Genomic DNA, 12,893 nt, shown 5'->3' on the forward strand with positions numbered 1-12,893 from the left:
TAGGACGTCGCGATGCAACATGGACGTTTAGCTCAGCTGGGAGAGCACCTGCCTTACAAGCAGGGGGTCACAGGTTCGATCCCTGTAACGTCCATAATTAAAATGATAGTTAAATAAAAAGGATACCTTACTTGGTGTCCTTTTTATTTTATATTTATCTTTAAAATCGGGGCAGTATGATACAGTTGTTTCTGATATAATGGATATTAAGTTCATTATTGATAACTAGATTTATCGATAATACTAATAAGTGAAAGGATACATGATATGTCGGATTATGCAGTGAAGTATGAATTACTTCATGTAGAGAAGCATACGGGTGCGAGATTAGGGAAGATTACAACACCGCATGGGGAAGTAATGACGCCAATGTTTATGCCCGTAGGTACACAAGCAACAGTTAAAGGTGTATCGCCACGTGAATTAAAAGAGATTAATTCACAATTTATTTTATCAAATACATATCATTTGTGGTTGAGACCAGGAGATGAGTTAATTGCAAAAGCTGGTGGTCTTCATAAGTTTATGAACTGGGATGGTCCTATTTTAACTGACTCTGGTGGCTTTCAGGTTTGGTCATTATCAGATCATAACAGCATTACTGAAGACGGTGTAACATTTAGAAATCATCTAAATGGTGATAAAATGTTCTTGTCACCAGAGGTAGCAATGCGAATTCAAAATAATTTGGGTTCAGATGTTATGATGCAACTTGACGAAGCAATTCCATATTTTGAGACGTATGACTACGTTAAGAATTCAGTTGAACGTACATCACGTTGGGCTGAACGTGCACAAAAGGCACATAAACGACCAAATGATCAAGCATTATTTGGGATAGTTCAAGGAGCTGGTTTCCGTGAACTAAGAAAGCAATCTGCGCAAGATTTAGTTTCATTAGATTTACCTGGTTACGCAATTGGTGGGTTATCAGTTGGTGAGTCTAAAGCAGAAATGAATCGTGTTTTGGACTTTACAGTGCCATTCTTACCGGAAAATAAGCCACGTTACTTAATGGGTGTTGCAGCCCCAGATTCTTTAATTGACGCTTCAATAAGAGGAATTGACATGTTTGACTGTGTCTTACCTACCAGAATTGGTCGTAAGGGAACTTTGCTAACATCTCATGGTCGAGTGGTTATTAAAAATGCTAAGTATAAAGATGATTTTTCTCTAATTGACCCTGAAACTGAAGATTATGGTTCACAACACTTTACAAAAGCATACCTACATCATCTATTTAAGACAAATGAATTGTATGGTCAGACTATTGCGTCAGTCCACAATTTACGCTATTTGTTAAAGTTGATGGAAGATGTACGTCAAGCTATCGCAGAGGATCGCTTACTTGAATTCCGAGAGGAAACATTAAGCAAGTATGGTTATTTTGAACCGAATGCTCGACTATTTTAAATTAAAAACTAGGAAATATACTTAAGGAGTAAGACTTATAATGAACGCAAATATTTTAATTTTAATTGTATTTATCGCTGCAATGTACTTTATCATGATTCGCCCACAACAAAAGGCACAAAAAAAGCGCCAAGCTATGATTAGTAATGTACAACCAGGTGCTGAAATTGTTACGATTGGTGGATTACACGGTACTGTTTCTTCAGTAAATAAAGAAGCGCGTACTTTTGAATTGGATGCTGAAGGAATTGTCTTAGTATTTGAACTATCTGCTATTCGCCAAGTTTCTAAAGATGGTAATAGTGTTGCGCCAGTTACAACGCCTGATACTAAAGCAGAAACTGAGACAGAAACTAAGGCTATTGAAGAAGATACAAATAGCGAAGATAAGTAATTTAATTACGATAACGCTAATTTAGATAGATACTAAAATTTTGGGAAGTTAACTAGTCATGCTGGTAAACTTCCTGAATTTTTTTATATTGCGCCTTCTAATTAAGTAGATAAAAAGTGAGGTACCCAATGACTGATTTATTGGAAATGCCAATACATTTAAATACTAAGCGTCGTATTTTGCACATCGACATGGATGCGTTTTATGCACAAATTGAAATGCGTGATAATCCAGCTTATCGAACGGTTCCACTAGTTTTAGCGCATGATCCTAGACAAACAGGTGGGCGCGGTGTTGTTGCAACGGCTAATTATTTAGCGCGTGAGTTAGGCGTTCATTCTGCGATGAGTGCTGCTGAAGCTTTAAAATTGGCACCGCATGCCGTATTTGTGACACCTGATTTTCAAAAATATCGTCGTGTTTCGCAAGAATTACATCAAATTTTTAAAAGATACACGCAAAAAATTGAACCGATAGCTTTTGATGAAGCGTATCTGGATATCACTGACATTAGTGAAAATCATGAAATGGCAGTTGCTTTAGCACATGAACTACAACAGGTTATTTATGATGAACTTGGATTAACGAGTTCTGTCGGTGTGTCCTTTAATAAATTTTTAGCAAAATTAGCATCGGAACATAACAAACCAAGTGGATTTACGGTAATCAATGAAGAGGACATTCGACCATTTTTGGATGAATTACCAATTCAAGATATTCGCGGTGTAGGTAAAAAAACGGCAGAACAAATGATACAATCCGGCATCAATACAGGTGCAGATTTATATGCAGTGTCACAAAGTGATTTGGCCAACAAGTTTGGTAAGAGTGGTTATATTTTTTATGAGCGTATTCGTGGTGTTGATAATCGACCAGTTATGTGGCAAAGAGAACGTAAGTCTTTAGGTAAAGAGCGAACGTATGGACCATTTTTGGATACAGAGCAAGCGGTTTTAGATGAATTAAAAAGTTTATCACAACAGTTGACTGATACATTAATAAAAGCTCGTCTTCATGGCAAAACCTTAGTGTTAAAATTAAGGGATAGTGAGTTTAACACTGAAACAAGACGTGAAACTATGGATGATTTTTTACCAAATGATTCGCAAGAAATTTATCGCATTGCTCAGGACATTTTTGAAGGCTTAGGTGGTTATCAACAACCAATTCGTTTACTTGGATTAACGATGACTAATTTAGCTGCGATGACATTTGAAAACATTGTCTTAAACCTATATGAGTAGCATTTTACGCAGAATTTCTGCTATACTAGCATATATTGCCGTTTCATATTTATCGTTAACACCAATGTGCAATTAAAAAAATTTTTAAAAAGAATAGAGATTTACATATGACAGCACAAACCGCAATTTTGGCGCAAATAAAAGCTGCGCAAACCATTATTATTCATCGACACCAACGTCCAGATCCGGATGCTTTTGGATCACAGTTTGGACTAGCGGAATTAATTAAAACATCTTTTCCACAAAAAGAAGTACATGTCGTAGGAAAACCAGTTCCTAGCATGAGTTGGATGGGAAAAATGGAAAAAATTCCTGATAGATTATACGATGATGCATTGGTAATTGTGACTGATACAGCTAATTCGCCACGTGTGGATGATCGGCGCTTTGACTATGGTAAAGTGTTGGTAAAAATTGATCACCATCCAAATGATGAACCATATGGTGATTACACTTGGGTTATTGAAGAAGCATCTTCAACGTCAGCAATGATTTTTGCATTTTATCAAGAGTTTTCAGATGAATTAAAGCTTTCTGATAAAGGGGCTTCTTACTTGTATGCTGGAATTGTTGGGGATACGGGTCGCTTTTTATATGGCACAAGTTCGGCGACAATGAATATTGTTGCTGAATTAATGAAATTTAAATTTGATTGGGTTGCTATTAATCAACGGATGGATACAATTTCATTGCCAGCGGCTAAGGCTTCAGGTTATGTTTATGAGCATATGACAACTACTGAATATGGGTTTAACTATATTGTTTTGACTAATGATATTGTTGAAAAATTTGATTTAGGTGACTTTGGTACAGCATTTATTGTGCCATTGCTAGGTAAAGTTAACACGGTCAAAGCATGGGCAGTATTTGAACAACAAGACGATGGTTACTTTAGAGTAAGACTACGGTCACGTAATGTCGTCATAAATGAAATTGCCAAACGGCATGGTGGTGGCGGCCATGAACTTGCAGCGGGTGCTACAGCTAAAAATATGGATGAAATTAACGACATCATTAATGAAGCAAACAATTTATTAAAGGAGCAACATACAAATAATGGCGAAATTTACTGATTATAATTTACGTCCAGAAATATACCAAGCGTTAAGTGATATCCATTTTACGGAACCAACAACAGTTCAATCACGGTTAATTCCAGTAATTTTACAAGGACGCTCGGTAGTTGGACAATCACAAACAGGTTCAGGAAAGACACATACATTCTTAATTCCAATTTTCCAACAATATGATGTGAATAATGATCGTGTTCAAGCGGTTATTACAACACCTTCACGTGAGTTGGCACAACAAATTTATGAGGCTGCTAAACAAATGGCAGGTGCTTTTGCTGATGATAAGCAACCTTGGATTGGTTTATATGTTGGTGGAATGGATAAAGCACGTCAAATTCATCAATTAGAAAACAAACAACCACAAATTGTTATTGGAACACCTGGACGTATTAAAGACTTATATCAAGCAGGTTCACTAGACATTCATACCGCTAATACATTAGTTGTAGATGAAGCCGATATGACCCTTGATTTAGGATTTTTATCTGACGTTGATGCGATTGCTAGTGCTATGCCGGAAGACTTAAAGATGTTGGTTTTCTCAGCGACAATACCACAAAAATTACAACCATTTTTGAAAAAGTATATGTCTAATCCAGTTATAGAAGAAATTCCGTCTGAAACGGTTATTGCGCCAACTATTAAAAATATTTTGGTTGGAACAAAGGGTGAAACTAAGGATACGTTGATTTATAATTTGCTAACAATGGGAAATCCTTATTTAGCTTTAGTGTTTACTAATACTAAAACTAGAGCTCGTGAACTAACTAAGAGTTTACGAGGACGTGGTCTGAAAGTAGCTGAAATTCATGGTGGTATTCAACCACGTGAACGTAAGCGTACGATGCAACAAATTCAACATTTAGATTATCAATATGTTGTTGCAACTGATTTGGCTGCACGTGGTATTGATATTCCAGGTGTATCTTTGATTATTAATGATGGTATTCCAACAGAATTAGAGTTCTTTATCCATCGTGTTGGTCGTACTGGGCGTAACGGCATGTCTGGAACGGCTATTACTATTTACAATCCTGATGAAGAAGATCGTGTTCAAATGGTCGAAAATATGGGTGTAAAGTTTGAACCAATGACTTTTTCTCATGGTGAATTAAAGCCTGGTTATGATCGTCGTCGCCGTCGTCAGCGTTCAAAGACAACTGCAAAACTTGATCCAACTATGATTGGAATGGTTAAGAAGAAAAAGAAGAATATTAAGCCTGGTTATAAGCGTCGTATTAAAAATAATATTGCGCGTGATGAGAAATATAAGAAGCGTGTTGCAGAACGTGAGTCTTTGCGTGCTTCAAAAAAAGCAAAAAAGAAGGCACATAAGAAATAAGCGTGCTTTTAAAAGGTAACAAAAGTCTTAAAAAAAGAGAAAAAATAACCAAGGGTATGCTATAATATGCTCAAGGACATGTTAGATTTTTTTCTTAGAGCAGATAGAAACGTTGTGTTAGATGTAAGCAACGCTGAGAGTTATCTAAAGCTACCTTAATTATAAAGTCTACGAAAGTGGACCGCTTGCTAGCGATATCAGCAGATTAAGAGGTAATGATACAGACAATCATTGCAATCAGAGTGGTACCGCGTTTAAGCGTCTCTGTTATTGCAATGTTTGTCTGTTTTTTATTAATATTTTTTTGAAATGAGGCTTAAATTAAAGATGAAAGAATTATCATCGGCTGAGGTTCGTGACTTATTCCTACGCTTTTTTGAAAGCAAGGGACACAAAATCGAACCTTCTCAATCATTGATTCCACAAGATGATCCAACATTATTATGGATTAATTCAGGTGTTGCAACTTTAAAAAAGTATTTTGACGGTTCGGTTGTTCCTGAAAACCACCGTATTACAAATGCACAAAAATCAATCCGAACAAATGATATTGAAAATGTTGGGCATACAGCACGACACCATACATTATTTGAAATGATGGGTAATTTTTCAATTGGTGACTATTTTAAGGAAGATGCAATTCCTTGGGCTTGGGAGTTATTAACTAGTCCTGAATGGTTTGGTATGGATCCAGATAAATTATATGTCACAGTTTATCCAAATGATGACCAAGCAAAAGATATTTGGTTGAATAAAGTTGGCTTACCTAAGGACCACTTATACGATGAGCCAGATAATTTCTGGGATATTGGTGAGGGACCTTCAGGACCAGATTCAGAAATTTTTTATGATCGCGGTGAAGAATTTAACGATGCCGATGAATCAGAAAATTATCCAGGTGGTGAAAACGAACGTTACTTAGAAATTTGGAATTTGGTATTTTCACAGTATAATCACTTGCCTGGTTTAACGGACAATAAAGATTATCCAGAATTACCTACTAAGAACATTGATACGGGGATGGGATTAGAGCGTGTCGTATCTGTATTCCAACATGCTAAGACTAACTTCGAAACAGATTTGTTCTTGCCACTTATTCACAAGACTGAAGAAATTTCAGGACAGTATAAGTATGGTGAAGATGACACAAAAGATATTTCATTTAAAGTAATTGCTGATCACATTCGTGCTGTTACGTTCGCCATTGGTGATGGTGCGCTACCTTCAAATGAAGGGCGTGGTTACATTATTCGCCGTTTGCTTCGTCGTGCCGTATTACATGGACGTAAATTAGGTATTAGTCAAGTATTTCTAAAAGATTTAGTACCAGTTGTCGGTGATATTATGGTGTCATATTATCCTGAAATATCAGAAAACAAAGAGTACATTGCTTCAATTGTTGAAGCTGAAGAAGTACGTTTCAATAAAACATTATCTGATGGTTTGTCACTGCTAGATAATGTTATTGCAGCAGCCAAGGCTGACAATGGCGTCATTGATGGTGAAGTTGCGTTCAAGTTATATGACACGTATGGATTCCCATATGAACTAACAGATGAATATGCAACTGATGAAGGATTGACGGTTGATCGTGAAGGCTTTGATACACAAATGAAAGCACAACAAGATCGCGCACGTTCAGCACGTTCTAACAAGGCTTCAATGGGTGTTCAAAATGAATTGTTAACGAGTTTAAAGACAGAATCAACTTATGTTGGTTGGTCTGAATTAACGGTTGATAATACTAATTTGGCTAATTTAATTGTTGATAATGAACTTGTTGATGAAGTTACTCAAGGTGAAGCACAAGCTATTTTTGCTAAAACACCATTTTATGCTGAAATGGGTGGACAAGTAGCTGATTTGGGTAATATTTACGATGAGGATGGTCAAGTTGTCGCTAAGGTGACGGACGTTCAAAACGCACCAAATGGTCAACACTTACACACATTAACTGTGTTGGCACCAATGACTGTTGGTAAGACGTATAAGTTAGATGTCGATCGTGCTTATCATGCAGCCGTATCAAAGAACCATACAGCTACTCATTTGTTGGATCAAACTTTGCGTAATCTATTGGGTGAGCATACAACACAAGCTGGTTCACTTGTCACAGCTGATGTTTTGCGTTATGATTTCACGTACAATGGTCCTGTTTCAGCAGAAAAGTTGCAAGAAATTGAAGATACAATCAATGAAAAGATTATTGAAAACTTGCCAGTAACCTGGGTTGAAACAGATATTGAATCAGCAAAGAAACTTGGCGCAGTTGCTGTCTTTACTGAAAAATATGGTGAGACAGTTCGTGTTGTATCAATCGGTGATTACAATGCTGAATTTGATGGTGGTACTCATGCTAATAGTACGGCAGAATTAGGCATGTTTAAGATTGTTAGTGAACAAGGTACTGGTGCTGGTGTTCGTCGTATTGAAGCTGTTACTGGCGCCGGAGCTATGCGTCTATTTAAGCTTCATGATGAGTGGTTAAATAATGTTGCAACTCAAGTTAAGGCACCACAACTTTCTGAAATTAATGACAAAGTTGTTGGTTTGCAAACAGCTTTGAAGGATGCCGAACGTCAAGTTGCTTCATTAGAACAAAAGCTGGCTAACCAAGCAGCAAATGATGCGTTCGCCAAGCCACAACAAGTTAACAATTACACGTTGATTGCAACTGAAATGGCCGTCGAGTCAATGGATGTTTTGCGTTCAACTGCTGATAACTGGAAGCAAAGCACACCATCTGATGTTTTGGTATTAGCAGCTAATTTAGGTGAAAAGGTTAATTTGTTAGTTGCAGTTGCCCCAGAGGCAGTTAAGCAAGGTATTAAAGCCGGTGAATTAGTTAAGGCTATCGCACCAGCAATTGGTGGTGGCGGTGGTGGCCGTCCTGACATGGCACAAGCTGGTGGTAAAAATCCAGCAGGTATTGCAGATGCTTTCAAAGCTGCGGCTGAATGGTTACAAACTAAGTAATAAGTTATTGATATGAGGGAAACCTCACAAGGAGGTTGTTACAATGAGTTCATTAGATAATACAGCTGTATTTAACTTTGGTAAGGATGAACCACACGACGTTCGAAAGATGTTGGAAGTGGTTTATGCAGCACTAGAATCAAAGGGTTATAATCCAATCAATCAAATTGTTGGTTATTTAATTTCAAATGACCCAGCATATATTCCACGTGTAAATGATGCACGCAATTTGATTCGCAAATTTGAACGTGATGAGATTATTGAGGCACTTGTAACCGATTATCTGTCAAAGTAAAGTTAATGGCATAGGAAGAGGTCAATATGGGACGTATTCTAGGTTTGGATGTTGGATCTCGCACAGTAGGTGTTGCAGTATCTGATCTGTTCGGTTGGACTGCTCAGGGTGTTGAGATTATCCAAATAAATGAAGATGAAGAAGAATTTGGTATTGACCGAATGAAAGAGCTAGTAGCTAAGTACGAGCCAACTGGTTTTGTATTGGGTTTGCCTAAAAATATGAATAATACATCTGGACCACGCGTTGATGCTTCACGAGCTTATGGTGAATTGTTGAAAGAAACATTTGGGTTACCAATTGACTTTCAAGATGAGCGTTTAACAACGGTTGAGGCTGAACGAATGCTTATCGAAGAAGCAGATACTTCACGTAAGAAGCGTAAGAAAGTTATTGATAAGCTTGCGGCTGGGTTAATTTTACAGAATTATTTGGATCGTAAAGGACCACTAGTAAAGTAGGAGGTATATACATGGATGAAGAACAAGACATTATTACGTTAGTTGATGATAATGGGGATGAACAATTATTTGAGGTATTATTTACTTTTAAGTCTGAAGAATATGGCAAGTCATATATTATTCTATATCCAGCTGGATCAGGTGAAGATGAAGAAGTAGAAATGCTTGCATATATTTTTGATCCAGAAGAGACAAAGGAAGCTACTGAGGGTGGCTTGACACCAATCGAAGATGATGCTGAATGGGCAATGGTTGAAGACCATCTTAATCAGTATTTAGAGGAACAAGAAGGTTAATTTTCTAGTAAAGGACATCTATCCGAATACTTTTGGGTAGGTGTCCTTGTTCTTTAAAATAGGAGAAATGAAATGGCTGAAGAAGAAATTTTTATTTTAACTGATCATGATGGTTCGGAACGTGAATTTAAGGAATTGTTTTCGTTTGATTCAAAAGACTTTGCACGATCATATATTATTCTAGAGCCTGTGTCTGTTGATGAAGGTGAAGATATGGATGTTATTCCATTTATTTATGATAAAGATGCAGAAGAAGGAATGTTACAGCCACTTGAGACTGATGAAGAGTATGACATGGTTGAAGAAGTCATGAATACAATTTTTAATGATCCAAAATTACAGTAATACAAAAAGTTCCAAAAAATTATTTTTTGGAACTTTTTTTCTGCACAATTTTGTCATGAGTGCGTCTTTGTTTATAAAAAAGAGGTGGCTTATGATCCAAATTAAGGCGTTGTATTATCGTTATCGTAATCAAATATGGTTTAGTTTATGTTTAGTGTTATTTGGTATTGGTTTGCTAATTTGGTGGCAAATGGCTCAAAGTATTACCACAACAGAATCAAAGAATATTACAACAATTACAGCTAATCAAAAAAAGGAGGTACACGCAAGTTCGGCAAGTGAAGGTAGTGCTATAAAGCAAAAGACTCAACAAGTTATTGTTGATGTAAAAGGTGGTGTACATCGACCGGGTGTTTACTATTTTCATAAAGAACCGATTGTTGCAGATGTTCTCAGTAAAGCGGGTGGTATGTTGCCAACTGTGAATAGTATACGTATTAACTTAGCAGCTTGTTTGACTAATGGTCAGGTTTTGTACATTCCAATTGGTAACGAACAGCAGCCAGCAGAATATCCATTACCAGGTAATGTGCAAAAAGAACGAGACAGTACTGCTACTAAAACCGATAGTAATGATGGGAAAATTAATTTGAATACGGCGAGTATTACCGATTTACAAAATTTACCAGGCATTGGCGAAAAGCGTGCGCAAGATATCATTAATGAACGTGAAAATTTAGGTGGCTTTAAGAGTGTTACTGATTTACAGGAAGTTAGTGGTATTGGTGAAAAGACGTTTGCAAAATTGGAACCATTAGTGACTGTATGATGTCAGGATATTTGTTAGTTAGTAGTTTGTGTTTAGCTGCTGTTAATTTAATCTTATTGTTTCAAGTTTGGTGGCTGCTACCATTTTTATTATGGTTTTTGGCATTACTATACTTTAAATTTTCAAAACCTTTTTTAAGTACGATGATTATTGCTAGCGGGGTTGTTTATTTCTTGTGTTGGCAAGTAAAAATTAATCAATTAATTGAACAACCTTTAGGTAATGTAGCAATAAAAGCGATTATCCATCCGGATGATGTGCAATTTAAAGATGGTAAAGTAATTGGAACGGCTCAGTTATTAAGCAATGAAACGGTACGTATCTTTTTTGATAATCAAGATGATGTGGTTCACTTTACAAGTAATACCTCCAGAGCAATATTGATTCAGGGGATGGGTGAGGTAGAACGAATAAAAACGGCACGCAATGAATTTTCATTTAATCCACGTTCCTACTGGAGAAGCCGTGGAATTGTTCATCGTGTTAAATTTAAGAAATTGAAAGTATTAGGATATGCTAAACCAAATAATTTTTTATTATTAATTAAATGGACTGTGCACAGTTATCATTATTTTTTAACTAATTGGTTTGAACAATTGCCGACGGGATTACGGGATTATGGTGAGACTTTATTATTAGGTTATACAAGACCTGATTTTTATTCAGATAATGAAGGTATTCAATTATTAGGGTTAATGAATTTATTTAGTATTTCTGGTTTTCAAGTGACGGGTATCTATCAAATATGGCGTCATGTTGCACGACGTTGTGGTGTACAACGTGAGCACTCATTGATTATTGTTCAGGTATTATTAGTTATTTTATGGTTGTTTGCTGGTGGTGTGCAATCATTGGTGCGTCCAATTTTATTGGGGATTTCTCAAGCTTGGCGTGAATTGCATTGGTTAACAATTGATGTCAAAGATGCGTGGGGAATCTCACTGATTGGCGGTTTATTAATTGAACCAGGCGTTTTATACAATTTAGGGGGACAATTATCTTATTTATTAACGTTTGGGTTACTCTGGTTATCTGATCGACCTGGTTGGTATCAAAGTATATGGTTATCTTTTTTTATTTTACCAATATTACTTTGGCATACTTTTAGCTGGCATCCAATTAGTTTAGTTGCCAATCTTTGTATTGTGCCATTGTTTACTTGGTTAGTAATACCAACTATTTTGATTGGGATTGCTGCTAGTTGTATGCAATTAACTTTAGTTCGTGACGTTTGTGAAATGTTAATTAATGGCATACAGTGCTGCATTGGATTTGGTGAAAAAATACCAGGAGAGTTGTTATTTGGCAGGCCACCATTGATAATGTGCGTACTTATAACGGTACTAACGTTAGGCTGGTTGATTTATAGTAAGCGTTTGTTAGCAATTGTCATATGTTTTTTATATTTAATAGTCTGGTGGATACCTCAAGGATTTCCAGGTGGCTTTGTGGCTTTTTTTGATGTAGGTCAAGGAGACGCAACGATATTACGACCTAAAAATAATGATGTCACAATGGTCGATGTCGGTGGTCAATTCCAAATGCTACAAAATAGGCAACAAAATATTAATGATTCGGCTAAAAATTATCAAGTTGAAGAATTGGCCCGTTTTCTTAAAGGTCATGCTATTAATCGAATCCATCGATTAGTGTTAACACATAAAGATTTTGACCACATCGGTAATTTATCGTCATTTTTAGATGTTGTCCAAGTTGATAATGTTTATGTTCCATCGGGGATGGAAAAGCAAACAACTTTTAAAAAGTTGCTACACCCACATTTAGAAAAAGGACTACATGTTATGCCAGTTGTAGTAGGGAAAAAGTTATCGAACAATATATTAATTTGTCATCCGATGGCTGAAGGAAACGGAGAAAATGATGATTCAGTCAGCTTGTACGTCGACTATGGGAACCTAAGTCTAATGATGACTGGTGATTTATCTAAAAGCGGTGAACAAAAAATAATTGAGCATTTCAAATTCCCCAAAGTTGATATTTTAAAATTTGGTCATCATGGATCAAAAACGAGTACGGACGATAAGTTTGTAAACCAATTACAACCTGATGTTGGTATTGTATCAGCAGGCGTTAATAATCGCTATCATCATCCAAATATAGAAACGTTAATGACTGCAAAAAAATATCACTTAAAAGTTTACAATACTGCAGACAAGGGGATGGTAAAAATTGAATGGGGTATATTCCGTAAGTACAGAATTAAGTCATTTTTACAATTAAATTAACAATGGGCATAATAAGATAGACGTGGTATCTTATTATGA

Annotated in this window: 12 protein-coding genes and 1 tRNA gene; all 13 read left to right on the plus strand. The window is 36.4% G+C overall.

The window, feature by feature from the left end:
• Nucleotides 1-21: 21 nt before the first annotated feature.
• The 13 genes from GA0061074_RS08150 (at nucleotide 22) to GA0061074_RS08210 (ending at nucleotide 12,854) form a co-directional block, all read left to right on the plus strand.
• Nucleotides 22-94 (plus strand) — tRNA-Val (locus GA0061074_RS08150).
• 173 nt (nucleotides 95-267) lie between these two features.
• The gene (tgt, locus tag GA0061074_RS08155; protein WP_092463660.1) at nucleotides 268-1,413 is read left to right on the plus strand and encodes a tRNA guanosine(34) transglycosylase Tgt; all 1,146 of its coding nucleotides are present in this window, start codon (nucleotides 268-270) and stop codon (nucleotides 1,411-1,413) included.
• A 40-nt stretch (nucleotides 1,414-1,453) separates the two neighbouring features.
• Nucleotides 1,454-1,807 carry a preprotein translocase subunit YajC gene (gene yajC, locus GA0061074_RS08160; protein ID WP_092463662.1) on the plus strand — a complete coding sequence of 118 codons (354 nt, stop codon included), beginning with the start codon at nucleotides 1,454-1,456 and terminating at the stop codon, nucleotides 1,805-1,807.
• A 128-nt stretch (nucleotides 1,808-1,935) separates the two neighbouring features.
• The gene (gene dinB / locus GA0061074_RS08165; protein WP_092463665.1) at nucleotides 1,936-3,051 is read left to right on the plus strand and encodes a DNA polymerase IV; all 1,116 of its coding nucleotides are present in this window, start codon (nucleotides 1,936-1,938) and stop codon (nucleotides 3,049-3,051) included.
• A 107-nt stretch (nucleotides 3,052-3,158) separates the two neighbouring features.
• Nucleotides 3,159-4,124 (plus strand): DHH family phosphoesterase, encoded by a 966-nt coding sequence (locus GA0061074_RS08170; protein WP_092463669.1) that lies wholly within the window; start codon nucleotides 3,159-3,161, stop codon nucleotides 4,122-4,124.
• Nucleotides 4,108-5,466: a DEAD/DEAH box helicase gene (locus GA0061074_RS08175; RefSeq protein ID WP_092463672.1), complete on the plus strand. Its 1,359-nt coding sequence runs from the start codon at nucleotides 4,108-4,110 to the stop codon at nucleotides 5,464-5,466. The genes GA0061074_RS08170 and GA0061074_RS08175 overlap by 17 nt, the downstream gene beginning before the upstream one ends.
• A 327-nt stretch (nucleotides 5,467-5,793) precedes the next feature.
• Nucleotides 5,794-8,442 carry an alanine--tRNA ligase gene (gene alaS / locus GA0061074_RS08180; protein ID WP_092463678.1) on the plus strand — a complete coding sequence of 883 codons (2,649 nt, stop codon included), beginning with the start codon at nucleotides 5,794-5,796 and terminating at the stop codon, nucleotides 8,440-8,442.
• A 43-nt stretch (nucleotides 8,443-8,485) separates the two neighbouring features.
• Nucleotides 8,486-8,737, plus strand: a complete 252-nt coding sequence (locus GA0061074_RS08185; RefSeq protein WP_092463681.1) for an IreB family regulatory phosphoprotein — start codon at nucleotides 8,486-8,488, stop codon at nucleotides 8,735-8,737.
• A gap of 26 nt (nucleotides 8,738-8,763) precedes the next feature.
• The gene (ruvX, locus tag GA0061074_RS08190; RefSeq protein WP_092463684.1) at nucleotides 8,764-9,198 is read left to right on the plus strand and encodes a Holliday junction resolvase RuvX; all 435 of its coding nucleotides are present in this window, start codon (nucleotides 8,764-8,766) and stop codon (nucleotides 9,196-9,198) included.
• Nucleotides 9,199-9,209: 11 nt separating this feature from the next.
• Complete coding sequence (locus GA0061074_RS08195; protein ID WP_092463687.1) at nucleotides 9,210-9,494, plus strand: DUF1292 domain-containing protein; 285 nt, start codon at nucleotides 9,210-9,212, stop codon at nucleotides 9,492-9,494.
• A 72-nt stretch (nucleotides 9,495-9,566) separates the two neighbouring features.
• Nucleotides 9,567-9,839: a DUF1292 domain-containing protein gene (locus tag GA0061074_RS08200; RefSeq protein WP_092463691.1), complete on the plus strand. Its 273-nt coding sequence runs from the start codon at nucleotides 9,567-9,569 to the stop codon at nucleotides 9,837-9,839.
• A 91-nt stretch (nucleotides 9,840-9,930) separates the two neighbouring features.
• Nucleotides 9,931-10,608, plus strand: a complete 678-nt coding sequence (locus GA0061074_RS08205) for a ComEA family DNA-binding protein (protein WP_092463694.1) — start codon at nucleotides 9,931-9,933, stop codon at nucleotides 10,606-10,608.
• Complete coding sequence (locus tag GA0061074_RS08210) at nucleotides 10,605-12,854, plus strand: ComEC/Rec2 family competence protein (protein ID WP_092463697.1); 2,250 nt, start codon at nucleotides 10,605-10,607, stop codon at nucleotides 12,852-12,854. Before GA0061074_RS08205 ends, GA0061074_RS08210 begins: the two co-directional genes overlap by 4 nt.
• Nucleotides 12,855-12,893 lie beyond the last annotated feature (39 nt).

This window comes from Weissella bombi (assembly GCF_900094835.1).
Classification (GTDB): domain Bacteria; phylum Bacillota; class Bacilli; order Lactobacillales; family Lactobacillaceae; genus Weissella; species Weissella bombi.

Coding starts and splice junctions, on each gene's coding strand:
- tgt (WP_092463660.1), top strand. CDS start 268: ATGTCGGATTATGCAGTGAAGTATGAATTACTTCATGTAGAGAAGCAT.
- GA0061074_RS08175 (WP_092463672.1), top strand. CDS start 4,108: ATGGCGAAATTTACTGATTATAATTTACGTCCAGAAATATACCAAGCG.
- GA0061074_RS08170 (WP_092463669.1), top strand. CDS start 3,159: ATGACAGCACAAACCGCAATTTTGGCGCAAATAAAAGCTGCGCAAACC.
- GA0061074_RS08200 (WP_092463691.1), top strand. CDS start 9,567: ATGGCTGAAGAAGAAATTTTTATTTTAACTGATCATGATGGTTCGGAA.
- dinB (WP_092463665.1), top strand. CDS start 1,936: ATGACTGATTTATTGGAAATGCCAATACATTTAAATACTAAGCGTCGT.
- alaS (WP_092463678.1), top strand. CDS start 5,794: ATGAAAGAATTATCATCGGCTGAGGTTCGTGACTTATTCCTACGCTTT.
- ruvX (WP_092463684.1), top strand. CDS start 8,764: ATGGGACGTATTCTAGGTTTGGATGTTGGATCTCGCACAGTAGGTGTT.
- GA0061074_RS08195 (WP_092463687.1), top strand. CDS start 9,210: ATGGATGAAGAACAAGACATTATTACGTTAGTTGATGATAATGGGGAT.
- GA0061074_RS08185 (WP_092463681.1), top strand. CDS start 8,486: ATGAGTTCATTAGATAATACAGCTGTATTTAACTTTGGTAAGGATGAA.
- GA0061074_RS08210 (WP_092463697.1), top strand. CDS start 10,605: ATGATGTCAGGATATTTGTTAGTTAGTAGTTTGTGTTTAGCTGCTGTT.
- GA0061074_RS08205 (WP_092463694.1), top strand. CDS start 9,931: ATGATCCAAATTAAGGCGTTGTATTATCGTTATCGTAATCAAATATGG.
- yajC (WP_092463662.1), top strand. CDS start 1,454: ATGAACGCAAATATTTTAATTTTAATTGTATTTATCGCTGCAATGTAC.